The sequence below is a fragment of the Escherichia sp. E14V7 genome (assembly GCF_004212225.1).
Classification (GTDB): domain Bacteria; phylum Pseudomonadota; class Gammaproteobacteria; order Enterobacterales; family Enterobacteriaceae; genus Escherichia.
Genome location: NZ_RHJJ01000014.1, coordinates 120085 through 145253, shown reverse-complemented (window position 1 = coordinate 145253; position 25169 = coordinate 120085). Strand labels below are relative to the sequence as shown.

General features: G+C 53.0%; 25 protein-coding genes and 1 riboswitch. Of the genes, 13 read left to right on the top strand and 12 right to left on the bottom strand.

Annotated elements, in window-relative coordinates:
* Positions 1-114: 114 nt before the first annotated feature.
* From D9741_RS16670 to bioA, 3 genes are all read right to left on the bottom strand, one after another.
* Positions 115-1398 (bottom strand): putative acyl-CoA thioester hydrolase, encoded by a 1284-nt coding sequence (locus D9741_RS16670; protein WP_130214915.1) that lies wholly within the window; start codon positions 1396-1398, stop codon positions 115-117.
* A gap of 151 nt (positions 1399-1549) precedes the next feature.
* Complete coding sequence (locus tag D9741_RS16665) at positions 1550-2026, bottom strand: kinase inhibitor (protein ID WP_000767391.1); 477 nt, start codon at positions 2024-2026, stop codon at positions 1550-1552.
* A gap of 58 nt (positions 2027-2084) precedes the next feature.
* Complete coding sequence (gene bioA / locus D9741_RS16660) at positions 2085-3374, bottom strand: adenosylmethionine--8-amino-7-oxononanoate transaminase (RefSeq protein ID WP_001350033.1); 1290 nt, start codon at positions 3372-3374, stop codon at positions 2085-2087.
* A gap of 86 nt (positions 3375-3460) precedes the next feature.
* Here bioA and bioB point away from each other — a divergent pair, with 86 nt between their 5' ends.
* The 5 genes from bioB to uvrB all read left to right on the top strand — a co-directional run bounded on the left by bioB (position 3461) and on the right by uvrB (position 9663).
* A complete protein-coding gene (gene bioB, locus D9741_RS16655; protein ID WP_130214913.1) occupies positions 3461-4501 on the top strand; it encodes a biotin synthase BioB in 1041 nt (346 codons plus the stop codon).
* A complete protein-coding gene (gene bioF, locus D9741_RS16650; RefSeq protein WP_130214911.1) occupies positions 4498-5652 on the top strand; it encodes an 8-amino-7-oxononanoate synthase in 1155 nt (384 codons plus the stop codon). The genes bioB and bioF overlap by 4 nt, the downstream gene beginning before the upstream one ends.
* Entirely contained in the window at positions 5639-6394 is a 756-nt protein-coding gene (gene bioC, locus D9741_RS16645; RefSeq protein ID WP_130214909.1) for a malonyl-ACP O-methyltransferase BioC, read from the top strand. The genes bioF and bioC overlap by 14 nt, the downstream gene beginning before the upstream one ends.
* Positions 6387-7067 (top strand): dethiobiotin synthase, encoded by a 681-nt coding sequence (gene bioD / locus D9741_RS16640; RefSeq protein WP_130214907.1) that lies wholly within the window; start codon positions 6387-6389, stop codon positions 7065-7067. The genes bioC and bioD overlap by 8 nt, the downstream gene beginning before the upstream one ends.
* A 574-nt stretch (positions 7068-7641) precedes the next feature.
* Entirely contained in the window at positions 7642-9663 is a 2022-nt protein-coding gene (uvrB, locus tag D9741_RS16635; protein ID WP_130214905.1) for an excinuclease ABC subunit UvrB, read from the top strand.
* 190 nt (positions 9664-9853) lie between these two features.
* Here the strand turns inward: uvrB and yvcK are convergent, their stop codons facing one another.
* Complete coding sequence (yvcK, locus tag D9741_RS16630) at positions 9854-10762, bottom strand: uridine diphosphate-N-acetylglucosamine-binding protein YvcK (protein WP_130214903.1); 909 nt, start codon at positions 10760-10762, stop codon at positions 9854-9856.
* A 265-nt stretch (positions 10763-11027) separates the two neighbouring features.
* Positions 11028-11172: riboswitch (molybdenum cofactor riboswitch) on the top strand.
* Between yvcK and moaA the strand changes: the two genes are divergently transcribed.
* The 7 genes from moaA (at position 11160) to D9741_RS16595 (ending at position 15623) form a co-directional block, all read left to right on the top strand.
* The gene (gene moaA, locus D9741_RS16625) at positions 11160-12149 is read left to right on the top strand and encodes a GTP 3',8-cyclase MoaA (protein ID WP_001295301.1); all 990 of its coding nucleotides are present in this window, start codon (positions 11160-11162) and stop codon (positions 12147-12149) included. It overlaps the preceding riboswitch by 13 nt.
* Positions 12150-12170: 21 nt before the next feature.
* Positions 12171-12683, top strand: coding sequence for a molybdenum cofactor biosynthesis protein B (gene moaB, locus D9741_RS16620; RefSeq protein WP_000084634.1), 513 nt, complete (start codon positions 12171-12173; stop codon positions 12681-12683).
* Positions 12684-12685: 2 nt separating this feature from the next.
* On the top strand, positions 12686-13171 hold the full coding sequence (gene moaC / locus D9741_RS16615; RefSeq protein ID WP_000080885.1) for a cyclic pyranopterin monophosphate synthase MoaC: 486 nt from the start codon (positions 12686-12688) through the stop codon (positions 13169-13171).
* Positions 13164-13409, top strand: coding sequence for a molybdopterin synthase sulfur carrier subunit (gene moaD, locus D9741_RS16610; protein ID WP_130214901.1), 246 nt, complete (start codon positions 13164-13166; stop codon positions 13407-13409). The genes moaC and moaD overlap by 8 nt, the downstream gene beginning before the upstream one ends.
* Before the next feature lies 1 nt (position 13410).
* Positions 13411-13863, top strand: coding sequence for a molybdopterin synthase catalytic subunit MoaE (moaE, locus tag D9741_RS16605; protein ID WP_000852287.1), 453 nt, complete (start codon positions 13411-13413; stop codon positions 13861-13863).
* A 135-nt stretch (positions 13864-13998) separates the two neighbouring features.
* Positions 13999-14703 carry a Bax inhibitor-1/YccA family protein gene (locus tag D9741_RS16600; protein ID WP_130214899.1) on the top strand — a complete coding sequence of 235 codons (705 nt, stop codon included), beginning with the start codon at positions 13999-14001 and terminating at the stop codon, positions 14701-14703.
* A gap of 206 nt (positions 14704-14909) precedes the next feature.
* On the top strand, positions 14910-15623 hold the full coding sequence (locus D9741_RS16595) for a Bax inhibitor-1/YccA family protein (RefSeq protein ID WP_130214897.1): 714 nt from the start codon (positions 14910-14912) through the stop codon (positions 15621-15623).
* A gap of 247 nt (positions 15624-15870) precedes the next feature.
* Here D9741_RS16595 and D9741_RS16590 read toward each other — a convergent pair whose 3' ends face one another.
* Genes D9741_RS16590 through D9741_RS16580 form a run of 3 tightly spaced genes read right to left on the bottom strand, consistent with a single transcriptional unit; the run spans position 15871 to position 18826 of the window.
* Complete coding sequence (locus D9741_RS16590) at positions 15871-16827, bottom strand: YbhN family protein (protein ID WP_000045450.1); 957 nt, start codon at positions 16825-16827, stop codon at positions 15871-15873.
* Positions 16827-18068: a cardiolipin synthase ClsB gene (clsB, locus tag D9741_RS16585; protein WP_130214895.1), complete on the bottom strand. Its 1242-nt coding sequence runs from the start codon at positions 18066-18068 to the stop codon at positions 16827-16829. The genes D9741_RS16590 and clsB overlap by 1 nt, the downstream gene beginning before the upstream one ends.
* Positions 18065-18826 carry an endonuclease/exonuclease/phosphatase family protein gene (locus D9741_RS16580; protein ID WP_130214893.1) on the bottom strand — a complete coding sequence of 254 codons (762 nt, stop codon included), beginning with the start codon at positions 18824-18826 and terminating at the stop codon, positions 18065-18067. Before D9741_RS16580 ends, clsB begins: the two co-directional genes overlap by 4 nt.
* A 132-nt stretch (positions 18827-18958) precedes the next feature.
* On the opposite strand from D9741_RS16580, the gene D9741_RS16575 reads away from it, so the two are divergent.
* Positions 18959-19369 (top strand): YbhQ family protein, encoded by a 411-nt coding sequence (locus tag D9741_RS16575; RefSeq protein WP_025237330.1) that lies wholly within the window; start codon positions 18959-18961, stop codon positions 19367-19369.
* On the opposite strand, the gene D9741_RS16570 is transcribed toward D9741_RS16575, so the two are convergent.
* From D9741_RS16570 to cecR, 5 genes are read right to left on the bottom strand one after another with little or no spacing between them, the layout of a single operon-like run.
* Entirely contained in the window at positions 19331-20437 is a 1107-nt protein-coding gene (locus D9741_RS16570; protein ID WP_000469031.1) for an ABC transporter permease, read from the bottom strand. The genes D9741_RS16575 and D9741_RS16570 overlap by 39 nt on opposite strands.
* Positions 20438-20447: 10 nt before the next feature.
* Positions 20448-21581 (bottom strand): ABC transporter permease, encoded by a 1134-nt coding sequence (locus D9741_RS16565; RefSeq protein WP_130214891.1) that lies wholly within the window; start codon positions 21579-21581, stop codon positions 20448-20450.
* The gene (locus tag D9741_RS16560) at positions 21574-23310 is read right to left on the bottom strand and encodes an ATP-binding cassette domain-containing protein (protein ID WP_130214889.1); all 1737 of its coding nucleotides are present in this window, start codon (positions 23308-23310) and stop codon (positions 21574-21576) included. Before D9741_RS16560 ends, D9741_RS16565 begins: the two co-directional genes overlap by 8 nt.
* Positions 23303-24298, bottom strand: coding sequence for a secretion protein HlyD (gene hlyD / locus D9741_RS16555; RefSeq protein ID WP_130214887.1), 996 nt, complete (start codon positions 24296-24298; stop codon positions 23303-23305). Before hlyD ends, D9741_RS16560 begins: the two co-directional genes overlap by 8 nt.
* 2 nt (positions 24299-24300) lie before the next feature.
* Entirely contained in the window at positions 24301-24972 is a 672-nt protein-coding gene (gene cecR, locus D9741_RS16550; RefSeq protein WP_130214885.1) for a DNA-binding transcriptional regulator CecR, read from the bottom strand.
* Positions 24973-25169: the final 197 nt, after the last annotated feature.

The window sequence follows — 25169 nt, the reverse complement described above, 5'->3', positions numbered from 1 at the left end:
TTCGGCACTTATTGTCGGATGCGATGCTGACGCATCTTATCCGACCTACGAATCGCATCGAACTGTAGGCCGGATAAGGCGTTCACGCCGCATCCGGCAAATAGTTAATAGCTCTTACTTCTTCGCCTCTGCAACCACTTTGCTACCCACGCCGCGGTTATTGTATTCCCACATGCGGTTGTAGTTAGTGTCATTCAGATTGCGCTGTACTTCGTCGCTATCGTCAACGCTGCCGGTATTACCCGCAAATGGACGATTGGAAATCACCGCATCGGCCCACGGTTTAGCCGTGTTAAAACCTTCGTTGATGGCGCTATCACGGATCACCACCTGACCGTTGGTATTAGCATCAACATCCAGCGAGCGGCCCAGTTGCGCCACGCCATCACCGGAAGCATTGAAACGGCTGTTTACGGCGAGGAAACCGTAATAGATGTTAGACAGCGTAGCCGGTGCAAACACATACGCTTCTTGCTGGGTACGGGAGTTAACCACGCGGAATTCGGTGTTATCGAACACCACCGCGCCGCGACCAGAAACGATATCCACATCCCCTTCAATGTAGCTGTTGGTCACCAGAGTACGCGGTTGACGATTGGTTTCCAGACGGTTTTGCACACCACTGTTGGTGACAAAAAAGGTGTTCTGACGACCGAGAATGTTGACGTTATTGATCTGCACTTTGTCGCCATCAGTACGCAGTGCCACCGCCGGATGGTTACCCGCATCTACGCTATCGCCCAGCGTGTTTTCGATGGTCAGGTTTTGCAGTTGCAGGCCATTGTTTTGTGACCAGAAGACCGCAGAACAGAGAACACCGATACTGTCGCTGCGTTTACTCTGGCAGCTATCGTACATATACCACGCTGGTTTACCTGGCATATATTTGCCGCGCGGGTTGACGTCGTGACGCCAGTCGGCAGGGCTCATGCCACCATCAAGGGAAAGCCCAATCTTCACATCAATCGGTTTTTCGCCTGTACCGTACAGAGTAATTCCACCCGGAGCGGCAGGGACATAGACCGTGCCTTCATACTCACCAGGCATCACGGCAATATACTGGCGCTTGTTGGTACGCTTGATAATTGCCGCATCCACCGCTGCCTGAATCGTGGTATGCGTTACACCTTGGGTACCCGCCGGGCCGACAACAAAGTCAGGTTGCGCAGGCAGGGTAATCGGGGAAGGATTCCACGCTGCCGCGCCTGGTGTCAGGGACGCAAAATAGTGTTGAGCATCGAAATTCTGCGCTTCTTTTGCCGACAGAATCGGGCGAGAAGAGGTACCAGGCGCGGTTTGATCTGAAGGACGTTGATCGGGCGGTGTTGAGCTACAGGCGGTCAGCGTCACGCCAAAAGCCAATGCCAGCGCCAGACGGGAAACTGAAAATGTGTTCACAGGTTGCTCCGGGCTATGAAATAGAAAAATGAATCCGTTGAAGCCTGCTTTTTTATACTAACTTGAGCGAAACGGGAAGGTAAAAAGACAAAAAGTTGTTTTTAATACCTTTAAGTGATACCAGATGGCATTGCGCCATCTGGCAGAGTGATTAACTAAACATCGCAGTAATCGAGGCGCTTGCCAGAGAGTGGAAATGAACGTTAAACCCGACCATCGCGCCGCTGGCTCCTTCATCGACATCAATACGCTCTACATCCAGCGCGTGAACGGTAAAAATGTAGCGATGGGTTTCGCCTTTCGGCGGCGCTGCGCCATCGTATCCGGTTTTACCAAAATCGGTACGCGTCTGCAAAACGCCGTCTGGCATTGCTACCAGACCAGAGCCAAACCCTTGCGGTAATACGCGGGTATCAGCGGGTAAGTTAACAACTACCCAGTGCCACCAGCCGGAGCCGGTTGGTGCATCCGGGTCGTAGCAGGTGACAACAAAACTTTTCGTTCCCGCAGGAACATCATCCCACGCCAGATGCGGTGAAATATTATCGCCATCGTAACCCATGCCGTTAAAGACATGACGATGCGGCAACTTATCGCCATCGCGCAGATCGTTACTGATGAGTTTCATGAACCCTCCTTTCTAGTTTGCAGAAAGTGTAGCCAGAAACCCACACGCTGACTTCCCGTTATTGGCAAAAAAATGTTTCATCCTGTACCGCTCGGTTAACTGCTGCGGTCAGACGCTGCAACTGTTGCGGGAGAATAATATAGGGCGGCATCAGGTAAATCAGTTTGCCAAAAGGCCGGATCCAGACGCCCTGTTCGACAAAGAATTTTTGCAGCGCCGCCATATTCACCGGACGAGTGGTTTCGACCACACCAATTGCTCCCAGCACACGCACATCGGCAACCATTTCGGCATCACGGGCGGGGGCAAGTTGCTCGCGCAGCTGTACTTCAATAGCCGCCACCTGTTGCTGCCAGTCGCCAGATTCGAGAATCGCCAGGCTGGCGTTTGCAGCCGCGCAGGCCAGCGGATTGCCCATAAAAGTTGGCCCGTGCATAAAGCAGCCGGCTTCGCCGTTACTGATGGTTTCTGCAACCTCGCGCGTGGTGAGTGTGGCGGAAAGGGTCATCGTGCCGCCGGTTAAGGCTTTGCCGAGACATAAAATATCTGGCGCGATCCCCGCGTGTTCACAGGCAAACAGTTTGCCGGTACGACCAAATCCGGTGGCTATCTCGTCGGCAATTAGCAAGATACCTTCACGGTCGCACATTTTGCGGATTCGTTTTAACCATTCCGGATGGTAGATGCGCATCCCGCCTGCGCCCTGGACAATCGGTTCAATGATCACCGCCGCGATTTCATGACGATGCGCCGCCATCAGGCGGGCAAAGCCCACCATATCGCGCTCATCCCATTCGCCATCCATGCGGCTTTGTGGAGCCGGAGCAAACAAGTTTTCCGGCAGATATCCCTTCCACAGGCTGTGCATTGAGTTGTCCGGATCGCACACCGACATCGCGCCAAAGGTATCGCCATGATAACCATTGCGGAAGGTCAGAAATCGCTGGCGCGCTTCGCCTTTGGCCTGCCAGTACTGCAACGCCATTTTCATCGCGACTTCTACCGCTACGGAGCCGGAGTCCGCGAGAAAAACGCACTCCAGCGGTTGCGGCGTCATCGCCACCAGTTTGCGGCACAGCTCAATGGCCGGCGCATGGGTGATACCGCCAAACATCACATGCGACATAGCATCAATTTGCGTCTTCATCGCCGCATTAAGCTGCGGGTGATTGTAGCCGTGGATCGCCGCCCACCAGGACGACATACCGTCAACCAGGCGTCTGCCGTCAGACAAAATCAGCTCGCAACCTTCGGCGCTCGCCACCGGATAAACCGGCAGCGGGGAGGTCATGGATGTGTATGGGTGCCAGATATGGCGTTGGTCAAAGGCAAGATCGTCCGTTGTCATAATCGACTTGTAAACCAAATTGAAAAGATTTAGGTTTACAAGTCTACACCGAATTAACAACAAAAAACACGTTTTGGAGAAGCCCCATGGCTCACCGCCCACGCTGGACATTGTCGCAAGTCACAGAATTATTTGAAAAACCATTGCTGGATCTGCTGTTTGAAGCGCAGCAGGTGCATCGTCAGCATTTCGATCCTCATCAGGTGCAGGTCAGCACGTTGCTGTCGATTAAAACCGGAGCTTGTCCGGAAGATTGCAAATACTGCCCGCAAAGCTCGCGCTATAAAACCGGACTGGAAGCCGAGCGGTTGATGGAAGTTGAACAGGTGCTGGAGTCGGCGCGCAAAGCGAAAGCGGCGGGATCGACGCGTTTTTGTATGGGCGCGGCGTGGAAGAATCCCCACGAACGCGATATGCCCTACCTGGAACAAATGGTGCAAGGGGTAAAAGCGATGGGGCTGGAGGCGTGTATGACGCTGGGCACGTTGAGTGAATCTCAGGCGCAGCGCCTGGCGAACGCCGGGCTGGATTACTACAACCACAACCTCGACACCTCGCCGGAGTTTTACGGCAATATCATCACTACGCGTACCTATCAGGAACGTCTCGATACGCTGGAAAAAGTGCGCGATGCCGGGATCAAAGTCTGTTCAGGTGGCATTGTTGGCTTAGGCGAAACGGTGAACGATCGCGCCGGATTATTGCTGCAACTGGCAAACCTGCCGACGCCGCCGGAAAGCGTGCCAATCAACATGTTGGTGAAGGTGAAAGGCACACCGCTGGCCGATAACGATGATGTCGATGCCTTTGATTTTATTCGCACCATTGCTGTAGCGCGGATCATGATGCCGACCTCTTACGTGCGCCTTTCTGCCGGACGCGAGCAGATGAACGAACAGACTCAGGCGATGTGCTTTATGGCTGGCGCAAACTCGATCTTCTACGGCTGCAAACTGCTAACCACGCCGAATCCAGAAGAAGATAAAGACCTGCAACTGTTCCGCAAACTGGGGCTAAACCCGCAGCAAACTGCCGTGCTGGCGGGCGATAACGAACAACAGCAGCGTCTGGAGCAGGCGCTGATGACCCCGGACACTGACGAATATTATAACGCGGCAGCACTATGAGCTGGCAGGAGAAAATCAACGCGGCGCTCGATGCGCGGCGTGCTGCCGATGCCTTGCGTCGCCGTTATCCGGTGGCGCAAGGAGCCGGACGCTGGCTGGTGGCGGATGATCGCCAGTATCTGAACTTTTCCAGCAATGATTACCTCGGTTTAAGCCATCATCCGCAAATTATCCGCGCCTGGCAGCAGGGCGCAGAAAAGTTTGGTGTAGGTAGCGGCGGTTCCGGGCATGTCAGCGGTTATAGCGTGGCGCATCGGGCGCTGGAAGAAGAACTGGCCGAGTGGCTGGGCTATTCGCGGGCGCTGCTGTTTATCTCTGGTTTTGCCGCGAATCAGGCCGTCATCACCGCGATGATGGCGAAAGAGGACCGTATTGTTGCCGACCGGCTTAGCCATGCCTCCTTGCTGGAGGCTGCCAGTTTAAGCCCGTCGCAGCTTCGCCGTTTTACTCATAACGATGTCGCTCATCTGGCGCGACTGCTTGCTTCCCCCTGTCCGGGGCAGCAACTGGTGGTGACAGAAGGCGTGTTCAGCATGGACGGCGATAGCGCGTCGCTTACGGAAATCCAGCAAGTCACGCAACAGCACAACGCCTGGTTGATGGTTGATGATGCCCACGGCACGGGCGTTATCGGTGAACAGGGGCGGGGCAGTTGTTGGCTGCAAAAGGTGAAGCCGGAACTGCTGGTAGTCACTTTTGGCAAAGGATTTGGCGTCAGCGGCGCGGCGGTGCTTTGTTCTGATAGCGTGGCGAATTATCTGCTGCAATTCGCCCGCCATCTTATCTACAGCACCAGTATGCCGCCCGCTCAGGCGCAGGCATTACGTGCGTCGCTGGCGGTCATTCGCAGTGAAGAGGGTGATGCACGGCGCGAAAAACTGGCGGCACTCATTATGCGTTTTCGTGCCGGAGTGCAGGGTTTGCCGTTTACGCTTGCGGATTCATGCAGCGCCATCCAGCCATTAATCGTCGGTGATAACAGCCGAGCGTTACAACTGGCAGAAAAACTGCGCCAGCAAGGCTGCTGGGTCACGGCGATTCGCCCGCCAACCGTACCCGTCGGCACTGCGCGACTGCGCTTAACGCTAACCGCAGCGCATGAAATGCAGGATATCGACCGCCTGCTGGAGGTGCTGCATGGCAACGGTTAATAAACAAGCCATTGCGGCGGCATTTGGTCGGGCAGCCGCGCACTATGAGGAACACGCAGATCTACAGCGCCAGAGTGCCGATGCCTTACTGGCAATGCTCCCGCAGCGTAAATACCCCCGTGTGCTGGACGCTGGCTGTGGACCTGGCTGGATGAGCCGCCACTGGCGCGAACGTCATGTACAGGTGACGGCCTTAGATCTCTCGCCACTTATGCTTGCGCAGGCACGCCAACAAGATGCCGCAGATCATTATCTGGCAGGCGATATCGAATCCCTGCCGTTAGCGACTGCGACGTTCGATCTTGCATGGAGCAATCTCGCGGTGCAGTGGTGCGGTAATTTATCCACGGCACTCCGCGAGCTGTATCGGGTGGTGCGCCCCGGAGGCGTGGTCGCGTTTACCACGCTGGCGCAGGGATCGTTACCCGAACTGCATCAGGCGTGGCAGGCGGTAGACGAACGGCCTCATGCCAATCGCTTTTTACCGCCAGATGAAATCGAACAGTCGCTGAAAGGTTTGCATTATCAACACCATATTCAGCCCGTCACACTGTGGTTTGATGATGCGCTCAGTGCCATGCGTTCGCTGAAAGGCATCGGTGCCACGCATCTTCATGAAGGGCGCGACCAGCGAATATTAACGCGTTCGCAGTTGCAGCGATTGCAACTGGCCTGGCCGCAACAACAGGGGCGATATCCTCTGACGTATCATCTTTTTTTGGGAGTGATTGCTCGTGAGTAAACGTTATTTTGTCACCGGAACGGATACCGAAGTGGGGAAAACCGTCGCCAGCTGTGCACTTTTACAAGCCGCAAAGGCTGCAGGCTACCGGACGGCAGGTTACAAACCTGTTGCCTCCGGCAGCGAAATGACAGTAGAAGGCTTACGTAATAGCGACGCACTGGCGTTGCAACGCAACAGTAGCCTGCAACTGGATTACGCCACGGTAAACCCTTACACCTTCGCAGAACCGACCTCGCCGCACATCATCAGCGCGCAAGAGGGCAGACCCATCGACCCCGTGGTTATGAGCGCCGGGTTACACGCGCTGGCACAGCAGGCAAACTGGGTACTGGTAGAAGGTGCAGGAGGCTGGTTTACGCCGCTTTCTGAGTCTTTCACTTTCGCGGATTGGGTAACGCAAGAACAACTGCCAGTGATACTGGTTGTGGGCGTGAAACTCGGTTGTATTAATCACGCGATGCTGACCGCACAGGCTGTACAGCAAGCCGGACTTACCCTTGCAGGGTGGGTAGCGAACGATGTCACTCCACCGGGCAAACGTCACGCTGAATATATGGCCACGCTCAAGCGGATGATTTCCGCACCGTTGCTTGGGGAGATCCCATGGCTTGATGAACCCCCTGAAAACGCGCTAACCGGAAAGTACCTCAATCTCACCGCATTGTTGTAGCAATATATTTGGTTAAATTGCGAGCGAGATCGCGTCGTCTGCTGCCTGCAATTCAACCAATTAAATTTCAAAAGAATTGAGAAAAAATATTTACCCCCACAATATGCGGTTAGTGTGGGAATTGCCCAGGCGGCAGGGCATACGGGCTGCAGGCAGTTATCCACTATTCCTGTGGATAACCATGTGCATTAGAGTTAGAAAACGTGATGCAAGCGAGAGAATACGCGGCTTGCACGCGAATTGACGCGAAAGAAGGCTTAAGGAAATATTTGTTATTTTTCAATTAATTATATAAAAGCAATGGCAGTCATGAAAGTGACATCTCTTGCCATAAATCCGTCATCAGCCATCTTGACAATTGTTAAAAAAGCCGTTGCTTTGGGGATAACCCCGCAAGCATGGAGTTTTATCTCGTCACTGAGCAAATTATGCTCATGATTGATACCTTCGTTGACGGTGTAACAGAAATAATGTGGCGTGAAACTGTTTTTTTATCCAGTATAATTTGTTGGCAATATTAAACACGACGAGTAAAATTACATACCTGCCCGCCCACTCCTTCAGGTAGCGACTCATGAGTAAACCGTTCAAACTGAATTCCTCTTTTAAACCTTCTGGCGATCAGCCTGATGCAATTCGACGCCTCGAAGAAGGGCTTGAAGATGGCCTGGCTCACCAGACTCTACTCGGCGTAACGGGCTCCGGGAAAACATTTACCATTGCTAACGTCATTGCCGACCTTCAGCGCCCGACGATGGTGCTGGCGCCCAACAAAACGCTGGCAGCCCAGTTGTACGGCGAGATGAAAGAATTTTTCCCGGAAAATGCGGTGGAATACTTCGTCTCTTACTACGACTACTATCAACCGGAAGCCTATGTGCCGAGCTCGGACACCTTCATTGAAAAAGATGCCTCGGTAAACGAACATATTGAACAGATGCGGCTTTCAGCGACCAAAGCTTTGCTGGAGCGGCGCGATGTGGTGGTAGTCGCCTCTGTTTCAGCCATCTACGGTCTGGGCGACCCTGACTTATATCTTAAGATGATGCTGCATCTGACGGTCGGCATGATTATCGATCAGCGCGCGATTCTGCGTCGCCTGGCGGAACTGCAATACACCCGCAACGACCAGGCGTTCCAGCGCGGGACTTTCCGTGTTCGCGGGGAAGTGATTGATATTTTTCCGGCGGAGTCCGACGACGTTGCGCTACGTGTTGAATTGTTCGACGAAGAGGTAGAGCGGTTGTCGCTTTTCGACCCGTTAACAGGGCAAATTATCTCAACCATCCCCCGCTTTACCATCTACCCGAAAACACACTACGTCACCCCGCGTGAACGTATTGTGCAGGCAATGGAAGAGATCAAAGAAGAGCTGGCCGATCGGCGCAAAGTGCTGCTGGCAAATAACAAGCTGCTGGAAGAACAACGCCTGACTCAACGTACCCAGTTTGATCTGGAGATGATGAACGAGCTGGGTTATTGCTCAGGCATTGAAAACTATTCGCGCTTTCTTTCCGGTCGTGGACCCGGTGAGCCACCGCCGACGCTGTTTGATTATCTCCCCGCCGATGGTCTGTTGGTGGTCGATGAATCCCACGTGACTATTCCGCAAATTGGCGGCATGTATCGAGGCGACCGGGCGCGTAAAGAGACGCTGGTGGAGTACGGTTTCCGCCTGCCATCAGCGCTGGATAACCGTCCGCTGAAATTCGAAGAGTTCGAAGCATTAGCGCCGCAAACCATCTATGTTTCTGCAACACCCGGTAATTACGAGCTGGAGAAATCCGGTGGCGATGTGGTGGATCAGGTCGTGCGTCCAACAGGGCTGCTGGACCCGATTATCGAAGTGCGGCCAGTGGCGACCCAGGTTGATGATCTTCTTTCAGAAATTCGCCTGCGGGCGGCAATTAACGAACGCGTACTGGTCACGACGTTGACTAAGCGGATGGCGGAAGATCTCACCGAATATCTGGAAGAACACGGTGAACGCGTGCGTTATCTTCACTCGGATATCGACACCGTCGAGCGTATGGAAATCATCCGCGACTTGCGTTTGGGCGAGTTTGATGTGCTGGTGGGGATCAACTTACTGCGCGAAGGTCTGGATATGCCAGAAGTTTCGCTGGTGGCGATCCTCGACGCAGACAAAGAAGGTTTCCTGCGTTCCGAACGTTCATTGATTCAGACCATTGGTCGCGCGGCGCGTAACGTCAACGGTAAAGCGATTCTCTACGGCGATAAGATCACCCCATCAATGGCGAAAGCGATTGGCGAAACCGAACGTCGCCGCGAGAAACAACAGAAGTACAACGAAGAACACGGCATTACGCCGCAAGGGCTGAACAAGAAAGTGGTCGATATCCTGGCGCTGGGGCAGAACATTGCCAAAACCAAAGCGAAGGGCAGAGGAAAATCGCGCCCGATTGTTGAGCCGGATAATGTACCGATGGATATGTCGCCTAAAGCGTTGCAGCAGAAAATCCATGAACTGGAAGGCCTGATGATGCAACACGCGCAAAATCTGGAGTTCGAAGAGGCGGCGCAAATTCGTGACCAGTTGCATCAGCTGCGTGAGTTGTTTATTGCGGCTTCGTGACAGGATAACGAAGAAGAGAGATGGCAAAAGCAAAATTGCCTGATGCGCTACGCTTATCAGGCCTACATGATCTCTGCAATACATTGAATTTGCGCGGTTTGTAGGCCGGATAAGGGTTCACGCCGCCACCGGCATGAACAACGTGTACTTTGTCTTCAATAGGAAGCCGGAACTTTCTTTCGGCTTCACGTTAACCTAAAGCCTGTAATGCTTTTTCCAGTGCGTTATGTAACAACTGGCGGTCATGACGATAAGGGATATCGCTGGCCTCCAGTACGTCCTGAATGACTAATCTGTCGTTAACTGTAGAAACATCGACCTTCGGCCCAACAATCACCGCATCAATCACCTTTTTACCGACATACTGCTCCATAATCGCCAGCTTGTTTTCAAGCTTCAGATTCGCCGCAGGCAGGCTTAATTCTCTTCCCAAATTGCCAATATAAACCATAGGGGCTGGCGTGCGGCGTAGTGCCTGCGCCATTTCCTCAAGCAGCAGGATTGGCATCAGGCTGGTATAAAAACTGCCTGGCCCGATAATTATCAGGTCAGCCTCATTAATTGCCAGCACCGCTTCACGGGTGGCAGGTACGTTGGGGGTTAACAGTAGTTCCTGAATCGGCGTAGTTAGCTGGTCGATGTTGACCTCGCCGTAAACTTCATGTCCCTGATCGTCAATGGCCATCAGATCAACGGGATGCTCTGACATCGGAATTAATTGCGCGTCCACTTTCAACAGATTACGAATTAAATTGATGGCTTCCAGAGGCCGCACGCTAAGGTGATCCAGCGCCTTTAACATCAAGTTTCCGAGATTATGACCGGAAAGCTCGCCATTGCCGCCAAAACGGTATTCAAACATCGCGGAGGCGACGCTCGGTTCCGTTATCAGTTGGTTGAGGCAGTTGCGCATATCGCCCCAGGCAATACCGCCTTCCGAGCGACGAATACGTCCCGTCGAGCCACCGTTATCCGTGGTGGTGACGATACCCGTTAAGCGAGAGCCTAATGACGAAAGTGATGAGAGAACGCGTCCCAGTCCATGCCCCCCGCCGAGAGCAACGACACGATCAAGGTCAGCCAGCGTACGATTGCGCATATACATTCCTGAAGTCAGATTATCCGCGCTACAGTAGCGCAAATTACGGGGAAACAGCAATTAGCCTGCCAATATTGAGGATACAACTCATGGTTTTCTACCCCCAAAGGACAATATTCGCTCTGCATCCCTGATGATGTATATCAAAGTAAAACCGCCATTTTCCCTTATTCTGTAGCGAAATAGGCCGATCATGACGCTATATATATGATTACATAGCGAAAAGGGTGAATGGTAAAAATCTCATTTACGCGCTAGTATCGGCATAACCACTAAACACTCTAGCCTCTGCACCTGGGTCAACTGATATGGTGCTTTGGCCGTGACAATGCTTTGAAAGGTTGCCACCAGGGCGAAGGAAGAAATGACTTCGCCTCCCGTATCTGGAAAGGTGTACATGGCTTCACAACTGACTGATGCATTTGCGCGTAAGTTTTATTACTTGCGCCTGTCGATTACCGATGTGTGTAACTTTCGTTGCACATATTGCCTGCCGGATGGCTACAAGCCGAGCGGCGTCACCAATAAAGGCTTTCTGACCGTCGATGAAATTCGCCGGGTTACGCGCGCCTTTGCCAGTCTGGGCACCGAAAAAGTCCGTCTGACAGGCGGAGAGCCGTCTTTACGTCGCGACTTTACCGATATCATCGCCGCAGTGCGGGAAAATGACGCCATCCGTCAGATTGCGGTCACCACTAATGGTTACCGTCTGGAACGCGACGTAGCGAACTGGCGCGATGCCGGACTGACGGGCATTAACGTCAGTGTTGATAGTCTCGACGCTCGTCAGTTTCATGCCATTACCGGCCAGGATAAATTCAATCAGGTAATGGCTGGCATCGATGCTGCATTTGAGGCGGGCTTTGAGAAGGTCAAAGTCAATACCGTGCTGATGCGCGATGTCAACCATCACCAGCTCGACACCTTTCTGAACTGGATCCAACATCGTCCTATCCAGCTGCGTTTCATCGAACTGATGGAAACGGGAGAGGGCAGCGAGCTCTTCCGTAAACATCACATCTCTGGTCAGGTTCTGCGTGACGAGCTACTGCGTCGCGGCTGGATCCACCAATTACGTCAACGTAGCGACGGTCCCGCGCAAGTCTTTTGTCATCCGGATTATGCCGGAGAGATTGGCCTAATTATGCCGTATGAAAAAGACTTCTGCGCCACTTGCAACCGCCTACGTGTCTCCTCCATTGGTAAACTCCATCTCTGCCTGTTTGGTGAGGGCGGCGTTAACCTGCGCGATCTGCTGGAAGACGATACCCAGCAACAGGCGCTGGAAGCGCGTATTTCAGCGGCGCTGCGGGAGAAAAAACAGACCCATTTCCTGCATCAAAACAACACCGGTATTACGCAAAACTTATCGTACATTGGCGGCTAAAACGTCAAAAGGAGAGATCAGATGAGTCAGGTAAGCACTGAATTTATCCCGACCCGTATTGCTATTCTTACGGTTTCTAATCGTCGCGGTGAAGAAGACGATACCTCCGGCCACTATCTGCGCGATTCGGCGCAGGAAGCGGGCCATCACGTTGTCGATAAAGCCATTGTGAAAGAAAACCGCTACGCCATCCGTGCTCAGGTATCTGCGTGGATCGCCAGCGACGATGTACAAGTGGTGTTGATTACTGGCGGCACTGGCCTGACGGAAGGTGATCAGGCTCCCGAAGCATTGCTGCCGCTGTTCGACCGTGAAGTCGAAGGTTTTGGTGAAGTGTTCCGTATGCTGTCGTTCGAAGAGATTGGCACCGCAACGTTGCAATCCCGTGCGGTAGCGGGCGTCGCTAACAAGACACTGATTTTCGCCATGCCGGGCTCGACCAAAGCGTGCCGCACCGCGTGGGAAAATATCATCGCGCCGCAGCTGGATGCCCGTACGCGTCCGTGTAATTTCCATCCACATTTGAAGAAATAAGTATGTCGCAACTGACCCATATCAACGCCGCTGGCGAAGCGCACATGGTGGATGTCTCCGCCAAAGCGGAAACCGTACGTGAAGCGCGAGCTGAAGCCTTTGTCACCATGCGTAGCGAGACGCTGGCGATGATCATCGATGGTCGCCACCACAAAGGCGACGTGTTTGCCACCGCGCGTATTGCCGGTATTCAGGCGGCAAAACGCACCTGGGATCTGATCCCGCTGTGTCATCCGCTGATGCTCAGTAAAGTCGAAGTCAATTTACAGGCCGAGCCAGAGCACAATCGGGTGCGTATAGAAACCTTATGCCGCCTGACCGGGAAAACCGGCGTTGAAATGGAAGCGTTAACCGCGGCCTCCGTGGCGGCGCTGACCATTTATGACATGTGCAAAGCGGTGCAAAAAGATATGGTGATTGGTCCGGTACGTTTGCTGGCAAAGAGCGGCGGCAAATCAGGTGACTTTAAGGTGGAAGCGGATGATTAAAGTTCTTTTTTTCGCCCAGGTGCGCGAGTTGGTAGGAACAGATGCAACCGAAGTGGCTGCGGATTTCCCAACCGTAGAAGCGTTACGCCAGCACCTGGCCGCGCAGAGCGATCGCTGGGCGCTGGCGCTGGAAGATGGCAAATTGCTGGCTGCCGTCAACCAGACGCTGGTGAGTTTTGAGCATCCGCTGAATGACGGCGACGAAGTGGCTTTCTTCCCGCCGGTAACCGGAGGTTAAGATGGCAGAAACCAAAATTGTTGTCGGACCGCAGCCGTTCAGTGTAGGGGAAGAGTACCCGTGGCTGGCGGAGCGTGACGAAGACGGTGCAGTGGTCACGTTTACCGGTAAGGTGCGCAACCATAACCTGGGAGACAGCGTCAAAGCATTAACCCTCGAACACTATCCGGGAATGACAGAAAAAGCACTGGCGGAAATCGTTGATGAAGCGCGTAACCGCTGGCCGCTGGGGCGCGTTACGGTAATTCACCGCATTGGTGAATTATGGCCGGGTGATGAAATTGTTTTTGTCGGTGTTACCAGTGCGCATCGCAGCAGTGCGTTTGAAGCCGGGCAGTTTATTATGGACTATCTCAAAACCCGCGCACCGTTCTGGAAGCGCGAAGCCACGCCGGAAGGCGACCGCTGGGTCGAAGCCCGGGAGAGCGATCAGCAGGCGGCAAAACGCTGGTAGTTTTTAGCAGGCCGGATACCGCACAGCTGCATCCGGCAATTTCACCGCTCAGTACATGCTTTCACGCTGCGTCGATGCACAGCCCCATCATTTGCAGTATCCTTTAGATATTCCTTATATCTTCAGGAGAAAGTCATGGACAGATTCCCACGTTCTGATTCAATCGTACAAACCCGAACTGGCCTGCAAACCTATATGGCACAGGTCTATGGCTGGATGACAGTAGGCTTGCTGCTTACTGCGTTTGTTGCCTGGTACGCGGCTAATTCCGCCGCCGTTATGGAGCTGTTATTCACCAACCGAATCTTTTTAATTGGTCTGGTAATAGCACAATTAGCTCTGGTTATTGTGTTATCAGCGATGATTCAAAAGCTGAGTGCAGGTGTGACAACCATGCTCTTTATGCTTTATTCAGCGCTGACGGGCCTGACGCTTTCCAGTATTTTCATTGTCTATACCGCGGCCTCTATCGCCAGCACTTTCGTCGTTACTGCCGGGATGTTCGGCGCAATGAGCCTGTACGGTTACACCACCAAACGCGATTTAAGCGGCTTCGGCAATATGCTGTTTATGGCGTTGATCGGCATTGTGCTGGCTTCGCTGGTCAACTTCTGGCTGAAAAGCGAAGCGTTGATGTGGGCGGTCACCTACATCGGCGTGATTGTCTTTGTCGGATTGACGGCGTATGACACTCAGAAATTGAAAAATATGGGTGAGCAGATTGATACCCGCGACGCGTCGAACCTGCGTAAATACTCCATTCTTGGCGCATTAACCTTGTATCTGGACTTCATCAACCTGTTCCTGATGTTGCTGCGAATTTTTGGCAATCGTCGTTAATTCTTTTTTTACCATCAATATCCCGGCCATGTGTCGGGATTTTTTTTCTTACTAAAAACGACACTTAACAAGTACCAGGTATAAAATACGCCTTATGGCCGAGCGGAAGTGTTTTTCGTATCCATAAATACAAAGTATTTTGTATGCGTGGTTTTAAATTTATTCATGATGAATATTAATATTTTTCTATAAGGATAACTAAAAGAATGGAATCATACTCGCAAAACAGCAATAAATTAGATTTTCAGCATGAGGCCAGGATATTAAACGGTATATGGCTCATTACCGCTTTAGGTTTGGTGGCAACCGCAGGGCTGGCCTGGGGAGCTAAGTATCTCGAAATTACGGCAACCAAATATGATTCACCACCAATGTATGTCGCCATAGGGTTATTATTACTTTGTATGTATGGCTTAAGTAAAGATATCAACAAGATAAATGCGACCGTCGCAGGCGTAATATATCTGTTTTTACTCTCTTTGGTAGCGATTGTCGTTGCGAGTTTAGCGCCTGTATCTGCCATTATTGTCGTGTTCAGCACTGCGGGATCGATGTTTTTAATCAGTATGCTGGCAGGTCTATTATTTAAATTTGATCCTGGTTCTCACCGTTTCATCATTATGATGACGTTGACAGGGTTGGCCCTGGTGATCATCGTAAATGCGGCATTAATGAGTGAACGGCCCATTTGGGTAATAAGTTGCTTAATGATTGTGTTATGGTCAGGCATTATCTCACATGGACGAAATAAGCTCCTTGAACTGGCGGGGAAATGCCATAGTGAAGAGTTGTGGAGTCCGGTTCGTTGCGCTTTTATAGGCGCATTAACACTCTATTACTATTTTATCGGCTTCTTTGGGATACTTGCAGCAATAGCGATAACGCTTGTCTGGCAAAGGCATACGCGGTTTTTTCATTAGTCGTAAAAAATAGGTAAGTTTCTTTTTTGGAAAAATGCGTGTTAATCGTTTTTATATAACCTCATGAATAAAATCGTGAAGAAATGTAATGAGGTTGATGCGCTATGCTTAGCTGGTACTGACTGGAATTGTAAACTATTAACTTAGTCCGGTTGTGTAGGGCGGATAAGGCGTTCACGCCGCATCCGCCATGAACAAATAGCACTTTGCTAACAATCTGCACAAACCAAAAGAACTTAACCGAACTTCACATCGCCGCTTCATTTTTCGCTCGTAGCTTCTTCGCCTGGCTTTCCAGCAACAGGTAACAGATCAGCGCCAGCAGCAGCGGGATAAAGTAATACAACACACGGTAAGCGAGTAGGGCGGCGATAATTGTGCCTTTGGAGGTATGCTCCCCAGCCAGTAGCGCGATAAACACCGCTTCCAGCACACCAATTCCCGCCGGAATATGCACGATGACGCCAGCAATACTACTAACCAGCAACACGCCCAGTACAAAGAAATAGTTCACGCTTTGACCGAGTAACAGCCAGATAATCGCTCCCATTACCATCCAGTTAACGCTGGAAATCAGCATCTGGGCGAGGGCGAATTTCCATGAAGGCAGCACCAGCTTTTGCCCTTTGATGGTCATATGGCGGTGCTTCGCGAAAGCGCAAAACCACAAATAAACCGCGATAATCATCAGTAAGCCAATGCCGAGAATACGCAGTGTAGTTTGATCGACATACCAGTGATCCGGCAGTTCCACCACGCCTGCGGTAAAGATAATCCCTGCCAGTAAAATATAGCCCAGCCAGTTGGTGGTAATACTGAGCGAGAAAATTCGTGTAATAGTGCTGCCCGGTAACCCTAGCCGGGAGTACAAACGGTAGCGCATACCAATGCCGCCGACCCAGGTACTGAGCGTCAGGTTGAAGGCATAGCAGATAAACGACACCAGCATCACCTGGCGTTTCGCCAGTTTGTGACCGCAGTAAAAGCGGGCGAGCAGGTCATAGCAGCCGTAAATCAGATAACTGACGACCACCAGCCCGACCGCACTGAGCAGCGCAACGCGATTGTAGTCGCGGATGACCTTCCAGACCTCTTCCCAGTCCACTTTTTTGGCGTAGACCACCAGCAACACAATCACCGCGATAAAAAACAGCCATGTGAGGATCTTCTTTGCTAAGCGCCAGCGCGGATGTGATTTACTCATCAGGGCTTCATCCCTGAACTTTCAGTTTCGACCCGATCCTGCGTTTCCATTGTCGGTTGGGCGGGCGGATCAACTTGCGCCAGATGTGGCGTGTGCGCCGGAAGCCAGCCCACCAGCGCCGGGAAGTGGCGTAAAAAGTGGAACGCCAGCACGCTTTTGGTCAGGTTCCACCAGGTGCGTTTCGGCAGCATGGTCTCATCGACCTGCTGACAATCTGCGGCGATAATGCCGTTCAGATTATCGCGCAGCGTCTGGTTAAAATTACGATCGTGGATGATGACATTTGCTTCGAGATTCAGCGACAAACTGAGCGGATCGAGATTACTGGACCCTACCGTCGCCCAGTGGTCGTCCATCAATGCCACTTTGCCGTGGAGCGGGCGGCGACGGTACTCAAACACCTGAACGCCGCCTTTAACCAGATAGTTATACAGCAAGCGCGCACCGACTCTGACAATCGGCATATCCGGTTCGCCCTGAATGATCAGTTTGATCCGCACCCCGCGCCGTGCCGCTTTACGCAAGGCGTGTAAAAATCGATAGCCGGGGAAGAAGTAGGCGTTGGCAATAATCACTTCCCGCCGCGCCTGAGTGAGCATTTTCAAATAGTGGCGTTCGATATCACTGCGATGTTCTTCGTTATCGCGCCAGACCAGCAATACCTGCGCTTCTCCCGGCTGGCGGTTCTCTTCCGCTTTGTGATGACGTCGCCACCAGCGTCGGGCCGCGCTCTGTCCTGGCAGGTTTTCCAGCTCAAACTGGAGAATATCTTCAACAATCGGCCCTTCAAGGCGTACCGCGTAATCCTGTTTGGCCTCTGGACCGTAGCTGGACATATGCTCGGCGGAGTAATTCAGCCCGCCAATAAAGGCGATACGCGCGTCGATCACCACAATTTTGCGATGCATCCGGCGAAACACATTGGTGCGCATACCAAAAAGGCGAGGGCGGGGATCGTAATAACGAAATACCACGCCAGCAGCAGTCAGTTCATTGACAAACTCATCGCTGAGATCCGGCGAACCGTAGCCATCCAGCAAGACTTCCGCCTTTACCCCACGTTGCGCAGCTGCCAGTAGCGCCGCATGCAGCTGTTTGCCGACGTCATCCTCAAACCAGATAAACGTTTCAAGAATGATGCGTTCTTGCGCCTCGCCAATCGCCTTAAACACCGCGGGATAATATTGCTCGCCGTTTTCCAGCAACTGGATCTTATTGCCTTCGCGCCAGCTACATTTCATAAATGAATCTCCGCACTTAAAGGGGCATGATCAGAAAGGTGTCGCCATGTCCGCAGCGGCAACGCGGTTGGCGCGCTGGCGCTGGCATTTTTGACGTAGATCCTGTCCAGTCGTAGTAGAGGAAATTGCACCGGAAACGTGCGCGCCGGGCGTCCGTGGGCGCGGGTAAAAATCTCATCCAGTCCGGCCTGCACTTTTAACGGATGATTAGCTTTTTGCCGCCAGTCGTTGAAATCACCCGCTACCAATACCGGTTCGCCGTCCGGCAGCTCATTCACCCATTCGGCGAGCATCGCAATCTGCGCCTGACGGTGCGCCTCACGCAGGCCCAAATGTACGCACATCACATGAATCGCTTTCCCGGTCATCGGCGGCACAATGCGGCAGTAGAGCACGCCGCGCTTTTCCGCACCATCAACCGAAACATCACGATTCTCATAATGTTCAATGGGATAGCGTGACAGTATGGCGTTGCCGTGATGCCCTTCCGGATACACAGCATTGCGACCGTAGGCAAAATCGCTCCACATTGTGTCGGCGAGAAACTCGTAGTGCGAGGTATCGGGCCAGTTTTCCACATGCAGCGGATGAACTTCGTGTGCGCCCATCACTTCCTGCAGGCAAACAATATCGGCGCTGACGGTGCGCACGGCGTCGCGAAGTTCCGGCAAAATGAAGCGTCGGTTAAACGCGGTAAAGCCTTTGTGAATATTGATGGTGAGTACCTTGAACGAAAAGTGTTGTGTTTGATCGGGCATAATTTTCCCGTTTTGGCCTCTTATCTCATTGAAATAGTGTAGTCGGCGTCACAAAAAGGTGCGGTCTTACGGAATTTTCCGTAAAGTTCGGTACTCTGAGTAAGTAGAGATAAATTCTTCAGGAGAGAAGCCATGAAGTGGCAACAACGTGTTCGTGTCGCAACTGGCCTAAGTTGCTGGCAGATTATGTTGCATTTACTGGTAGTGGCGCTGCTGGTGGTGGGCTGGATGAGTAAAACTCTGGTTCACGTCGGCGTGGGATTATGCGTGCTGTATTGTGTCACCGTGGTAATGATGCTGGTGTTTCAGCGTCACCCCGAGCAACGCTGGCGTGAGGTGGCGGATGTGCTGGAAGAGCTGACCACCACCTGGTATTTTGGCGCGGCGCTGATTGTGCTGTGGTTGCTGTCCCGCGTACTGGAAAATAACTATTTGTTGGCCGTTGCAGGGCTGGCGATCCTTGCCGGCCCGGCGGTAGTGTCTTTGCTGGCGAAAGATAAGAAGCTACATCACCTTACGTCTAAACATCGCGTACGCCGCTGACCCTGTCGTGGCCGTTATCACCAGTAGCGGCCACAAACTGTTCCACACAATATCCAGACTCGCATCCTTCAAATAAATCTGCTTGGTAATGTCCGTAAAGTGGCGGATAGGGTTAATCCACGTCAGGTTTTGCAGCCATACTGGCATGTTCTCCACCGGCGAAACGTAACCGGAAAGCAGAATGGCGGGCATCATAAAGACGAACACGCCGATAAACGCCTGCTGTTGCGTTGAACAGAGTGATGAAATCAACAGACCGAATCCCACCAGCGATAAACCGTAAATCACCATCGTAAAGTAGAACAGCGCCAGCGATCCGGCGAAGGGGATTTGATACGCCCAGATACCAATCGCCAGCACAATAGTGGCCTGGAAGGTGGCGACAATTAATGCCGGTACGGCTTTGCCGATGAATATCTGCCAGGTGGTGAGCGGCGAAACCAGTAGCTGATCGAGCGTTCCCTGTTCACGTTCGCGGGCGACAGAAAGTGAAGTGACGATCATTACGCCGATAGTAGTGATCATGGCGATCAGCGACGGCACCACAAACCATTTGTAGTCGAGATTCGGGTTATACCAGTTGCGTACCACCAGCTCGCTGTTGTTGGGTTTCGGTTTTCCTTCCAGCAGCTCCTGCTGATAATTTTTGACGATCTGTTGCAGGTAGTTGGCGGCAATTTGCGCACTGTTGGAGTTACGCCCGTCGAGGATCAACTGCAACGGCGCGGTCTGGAAGGTATCCAGTTTGCGCGAGAAGTCAGCCGGGAAACGCACCAGCAGTAGCGCCTTTTGTGTGTCGATGGTCGGGCGGATCTCCTGCGGGCTTTTCAGCAGCAGCACATGGGTAAAGGCGCTGGCGCGGGCAAAACGTTGGGTCAGCTCCACCGAATGCTCGCCGTTATCTTCATCGTAGATGGCGATGGTGGCGTTGGTCACTTCCAGCGTGGCGGCGAACGGGAACAAAATCACCTGAATCAGCACGGGTAAAATCAGAATCGCGCGGGTTTGCGGTTCGCGCAGCAGCGACTGCAACTCTTTGCGGATTAACGTCCATAAGCGATGAAACATGCTCTTCTCCCTAATCCAGCCGACGTTTGGTTTTCAGCCACGTCAGGCCGATAAACATCACCGCCGAAGCGATCAAAAACAGCACGTTTACCACCAGCACCACTGGAATATTCCCGGCGAGGAACAGGCTTTGCAGGGTGCTGACGAAATAACGTGCGGGAATAATGTACGTCACCGCACGGATCACCGCGGGCATACTGTCTATCTGAAATATAAAGCCGGAAAGCATAATCGACGGCAGGAAAGCGGCGTTCAGTGCCACCTGAGCGGCGTTGAACTGGTTGCGGGTAATTGTGGAAATCAGCAGCCCCATCCCCAGGGTACTGAGCAAAAACAGACTGGTAATAAAAAACAGGATCAACAGCGAACCGCGATACGGCACGCCGAGAATAAACACCGACACCAGCATACACAGCAACATCGCCAGCATCCCGAGAAAGTAATAAGGGATCAGCTTACACAGCAGCAGCTCCGTGCGGGTAATCTCCGTAGAGAGCAAAGCCTCCATGGTTCCGCGTTCCCATTCTCGCGCCACCACCAGCGAGGTGAGAATCGCGCCGATGACCGTCATGATAATGGTCACCGCACCGGGGATAATAAAGTGCTGGCTTATCGCCGCCGGGTTAAACCAGTAGCGGGTTTGTACATCAATAAGCGGTTCAAAAGTCTGCCCGTTGTCCTCCGCTCGCTGCATTTGCCAGATCTGCCAGATCCCTTCGACATACCCCTGCACAAAGTTAGCGGTATTCGGCTCACTGCCGTCGGTGATCACCTGAATCGGTGCGGTGGCGTTGGCGCGCTCCATCTGTTCGGCGAAATCCACGGGAATAACCACCAGACCGCGAATTTTCCCCGCCTGCATTTTGGCGATCAGTTCCTGACGGTTATCGCTGATGGTGGCGTCGATGTAGGGCGAACCGGTCATGGTGTGGGTGAAATCCAGCGCCGCTTCGCTACGCTGTTCCAGTAAAATCCCGACCCGCAGCTTGCTGGAGTCGAGGTTAATGCCGTAACCAAAAATAAACAGCAGTAGCAGTGGGATCACTACCGCAATCAGCCAGCTACTCGGATCGCGAACGATCTGCCGCGTCTCTTTGACGCACAGCGCCCGCACGCGACGCCAGGACAGGATCGGATTACTCATTGCTATGCTCCTTATCCCAGTCGTGGATCAGTTGAATAAAAGCCTGCTCCATAGTGGGATCGGGTTGCTCATCGTTAGCCGACTGTGCTTTCAAATCATCCGGCGTGCCGCTGGCGATTAATTTCCCACGGTACACCAGGCCGATGCGGTCGCAATATTCCGCTTCATCCATAAAGTGGGTGGTGACCATCACCGTGACGCCTTTCTCTACCATGCTGTTGATGTGCAGCCAAAATTCACGGCGGGTGAGGGGATCAACGCCGGAAGTCGGTTCGTCGAGAAACAGAATGTCCGGTTCATGCATCAGCGAACAGGCCAGCGCCAGCCGCTGTTTAAAACCTAATGGCAGTTCATCGGTCGCGTGGGAGGCGATACTTTTCAGGCCGAACGCCTCGCTCATACGGGAGATTTTTTCGTTCTGCGCCCGACCGCGTAAGCCATAAACACCAGAAAAAAAGCGTAAATTCTGTTCGACCGTCAGGTTGCCGTAGAGCGAAAATTTTTGCGCCATATAGCCGAGATGCTGGCGCGCTTTACCAGAACTCTCTTTCAGATCCATCCCCAGCACCAGCGCCTGACCAGAGGTCGGCACCAGCAAACCGCACATCATCTTAAAGGTGGTCGATTTACCCGCGCCGTTTGGCCCGAGCAAACCAAAAATCTCCCCACGTTTAACGGCAAAATTGACGTGATCGGTAGCGGCAAAATCACCAAATTTCTTGGTCAGCTCTTTCGCTTCGATCACCGTCTCGCCAGGTGTACCTTCCACCGTATGTAATATTGCGCCCAGCGGCGATTCCGAGGTTCCGGCACCGCCCAGCAAATCGATAAACGCATCTTCAAAGCGAGGCGTGGTTGGGTTGATGTCGATTTCCGGCATCCCGTCGGCGCGGCGAATATCGTCTGGCGTGGCCTCTTTTTTGAGGATCAGGCGTACCGATTTCCCCTGAATCATGCCGTCGCTGACCTGTGGCAGTTTCAAGGTGCGCTGCAATAATGTGCGGTTGCCTTCGTGCGGGCTGGTCATCAGAAAGCTACGTCCGGCCATGGTTTGCGTCAGGGCCGTCGGTTCTCCCTGATACAGCAGCTCGCCTTCGTTCATCAGTAACACGTCACGGCACTGCTCGGCTTCGTCGAGATACGAGGTGCTCCAGAGGATTAACATCCCTTCGCCCGCCAGCTCATGCACCATCTGCCACAGTTCGCGCCGTGAGATAGGGTCAACGCCGACGCCGGGTTCATCGAGTAGCAATACTTTAGGCTCGCCCACCAGGGTACAGGCCAGGCCGAGTTTTTGCTTCATCCCGCCGGAGAGCTTGCCCGCCAGGCGTCCGGTAAACGGGCCAAGAGACGTAAACTCCAGCAGGCGAGCAAAAGTTTGCTTCCGCGCTTCACCGGTGACGCTGCGCAAATCCGCGTACAGATTGAGATTCTCCATCACCGTGAGATCTTCATACAGACCGAATTTCTGCGGCATATAGCCGAGCACGGCGTGCAGCGCAGCGTCGTTTTTGATCGGATCAAAGCCAATCACCGTGGCGCTGCCGCTGTCGGGTTTCAGTAATCCTGCCAGCATCCGCATCAGCGTGGTTTTTCCCGCGCCGTCCGGCCCCACCAGCCCCGTCACATAACCGGCATGAATGGTACAATCGAGCGGCGCGACGGCGGGCTTGTCCATGCCCGGAAAGCGTTTTTCCAGGCCGTTCAGCGTGATAACGGCATCATTCATGTCCTGCCTCGTTACCGAATTGCACCGTCACCGGCATTCCCTGGCGTAACGCATCATCGGCGTCGGTCACCACAATACGCAGGCGATAGACGAGGTCGGTACGCAGATCCGGCGTTTCGACGGTTTTCGGGGTAAATTCAGCAGTCGGCGAAACGAAACCAATCTGCCCGTGATAGGGCTTATTCGGGCGACCATCGGTATAAAGCAGCACTTTGCGCCCCGGCTGGGCCTGGTCAAGGTTACGTTCATCAACATAAGCGCGCACCCACACCGGACGTGTCAGTGAGACGGTAAACACCGTGCCACCTTCATTAAGCACCGTGCCTGGCTCCACCGCGCGCGTTAACAGCGTGCCATCAGACGGTGCTATCAACGTTGAGTCCTGTAAATTCAGCTCCGCCTGCGCCAGTTGCGCCTGCGCCTGTTCGAGGCTGGCTTTCGCCTGGGCGATGTCCTGTTCGCGGTTACCGGAACGGTACTGACGCAATTTATCCTGCGCTGATTTCAGCGTTGCCTGGGCCTGGTCGCGCGAGGAGCGGGCATTTTCCAGATCGTTTGCCGAAATGGTGCGGCTTTTCCACAATCCTTGCTGACGAGCATAGAAGTTCTGTGCATAGTCATAGGCGGCTTGCGCCTGTTTCACCGCTGCGGCGGCCTGAGCGATTTCTTCATCGCGATAGCCGGCAAGCATCAGGTCATACTGCGCCTGCGCCACCGAAACGCCCGCTTTCGCCTGCATCAGGGCAATCTCATACGGCTTGTGATCCAGCTCGCCCAGCACCTGACCCGCTTTGATCGCATCACCTTCGTCCACCGCCAGCGATTCAACGCGACCACCGACACGGAAACTCAGATTTACGGTGCGAATATCCACATTGCCATACAGCGTCAGGCCGTTATCCTGGCGGCTTTGATACCACCAGTAGCCTCCGGCAATCACGGCGGCAAGTACCACTACCGCCAGTCCAATCACGACAGGTTTTTTCATCACTACAAACTCCTTTGCGATAATCCTTGCAAAATCAGGTCGATATGACAGGTTACCGTCTGGTTAATCAGTTCGGTCTTTTCTTCATCGAACGCAGTCCAGCCGGTACGTAACAGAATCGTTTCTTTGCCGAGACGAAACGCCAGAATCTCGCCAATCAGCGCATGGGTATGGAGGATCATGCGGGTATCGTTGGCGTCGCAGCCGGTCCAGGCGGCAATCAGGCGTGTCAGGTGGCTGTGTAGCGGGCTAATCACCTGTTCATGCACCAGATGGTAGGCCGCCGTGGGAGAGAGCTGTTCACGGGAGATAAACTTGCTGAAGTTGACGGTGTCATCCTGGGTGAGCAGTTGGATCATGTTCCTGCAGGCGCGAAGGATCAGTTCGCGGATAGCGGCGCGATCCGGCTGTGGTTGTGTGAACAAGCGTTCGGCTTCCTCGGCGTGCGGACGGAACTGCTCGCCAATAAAATCGGCAATCCACTGGGCGCAGGCGAGGTACAAATCTTCTTTCGAACCGAAGTAATAGGTAATGGCAGCGATATTCTGCCCGGCCTGGGCGGCGATATCGCGGGTGGTGGCGTTCATTCCATACTCACCAAACTGTGCCAGTGCCGCAGCAATCAGCTGTTTTTTCGCCTGTTCACCTTTGGTTGTCATGGCAGGACTATTCATAGCACAGCCCATTCTTAATCAAATGATTGATTAAGATTATGACTCATTTTTAGCGTTGTCCAGTATGGTCAGGAATTTTAGCAACGCCAGTCACAGGGATAATTTATGCGCTGCGTCACAAAAACTGCTACACTCCGCTCCCTCATGACATTGTGGTTTTTGTCATTTTCCTTTTCAGTATCTCCCTGAAAACTACA

Excerpts from the sequence above, each read along its gene's own strand:
- D9741_RS16580 (WP_130214893.1), bottom strand. The coding sequence starts at position 18,826 with ATGCCCGATCAAACACAACACTTTTCGTTCAAGGTACTCACCATCAAT.
- moaB (WP_000084634.1), top strand. The coding sequence starts at position 12,171 with ATGAGTCAGGTAAGCACTGAATTTATCCCGACCCGTATTGCTATTCTT.
- bioA (WP_001350033.1), bottom strand. The coding sequence starts at position 3,374 with ATGACAACGGACGATCTTGCCTTTGACCAACGCCATATCTGGCACCCA.
- yvcK (WP_130214903.1), bottom strand. The coding sequence starts at position 10,762 with ATGCGCAATCGTACGCTGGCTGACCTTGATCGTGTCGTTGCTCTCGGC.
- bioF (WP_130214911.1), top strand. The coding sequence starts at position 4,498 with ATGAGCTGGCAGGAGAAAATCAACGCGGCGCTCGATGCGCGGCGTGCT.
- D9741_RS16570 (WP_000469031.1), bottom strand. The coding sequence starts at position 20,437 with ATGTTTCATCGCTTATGGACGTTAATCCGCAAAGAGTTGCAGTCGCTG.
- D9741_RS16595 (WP_130214897.1), top strand. The coding sequence starts at position 14,910 with ATGGAATCATACTCGCAAAACAGCAATAAATTAGATTTTCAGCATGAG.
- D9741_RS16565 (WP_130214891.1), bottom strand. The coding sequence starts at position 21,581 with ATGAGTAATCCGATCCTGTCCTGGCGTCGCGTGCGGGCGCTGTGCGTC.
- D9741_RS16560 (WP_130214889.1), bottom strand. The coding sequence starts at position 23,310 with ATGAATGATGCCGTTATCACGCTGAACGGCCTGGAAAAACGCTTTCCG.
- bioB (WP_130214913.1), top strand. The coding sequence starts at position 3,461 with ATGGCTCACCGCCCACGCTGGACATTGTCGCAAGTCACAGAATTATTT.
- moaC (WP_000080885.1), top strand. The coding sequence starts at position 12,686 with ATGTCGCAACTGACCCATATCAACGCCGCTGGCGAAGCGCACATGGTG.
- cecR (WP_130214885.1), bottom strand. The coding sequence starts at position 24,972 with ATGAATAGTCCTGCCATGACAACCAAAGGTGAACAGGCGAAAAAACAG.
- D9741_RS16590 (WP_000045450.1), bottom strand. The coding sequence starts at position 16,827 with ATGAGTAAATCACATCCGCGCTGGCGCTTAGCAAAGAAGATCCTCACA.
- D9741_RS16600 (WP_130214899.1), top strand. The coding sequence starts at position 13,999 with ATGGACAGATTCCCACGTTCTGATTCAATCGTACAAACCCGAACTGGC.
- moaE (WP_000852287.1), top strand. The coding sequence starts at position 13,411 with ATGGCAGAAACCAAAATTGTTGTCGGACCGCAGCCGTTCAGTGTAGGG.
- D9741_RS16665 (WP_000767391.1), bottom strand. The coding sequence starts at position 2,026 with ATGAAACTCATCAGTAACGATCTGCGCGATGGCGATAAGTTGCCGCAT.
- clsB (WP_130214895.1), bottom strand. The coding sequence starts at position 18,068 with ATGAAATGTAGCTGGCGCGAAGGCAATAAGATCCAGTTGCTGGAAAAC.
- bioC (WP_130214909.1), top strand. The coding sequence starts at position 5,639 with ATGGCAACGGTTAATAAACAAGCCATTGCGGCGGCATTTGGTCGGGCA.
- uvrB (WP_130214905.1), top strand. The coding sequence starts at position 7,642 with ATGAGTAAACCGTTCAAACTGAATTCCTCTTTTAAACCTTCTGGCGAT.
- hlyD (WP_130214887.1), bottom strand. The coding sequence starts at position 24,298 with ATGAAAAAACCTGTCGTGATTGGACTGGCGGTAGTGGTACTTGCCGCC.
- moaA (WP_001295301.1), top strand. The coding sequence starts at position 11,160 with ATGGCTTCACAACTGACTGATGCATTTGCGCGTAAGTTTTATTACTTG.
- moaD (WP_130214901.1), top strand. The coding sequence starts at position 13,164 with ATGATTAAAGTTCTTTTTTTCGCCCAGGTGCGCGAGTTGGTAGGAACA.
- D9741_RS16575 (WP_025237330.1), top strand. The coding sequence starts at position 18,959 with ATGAAGTGGCAACAACGTGTTCGTGTCGCAACTGGCCTAAGTTGCTGG.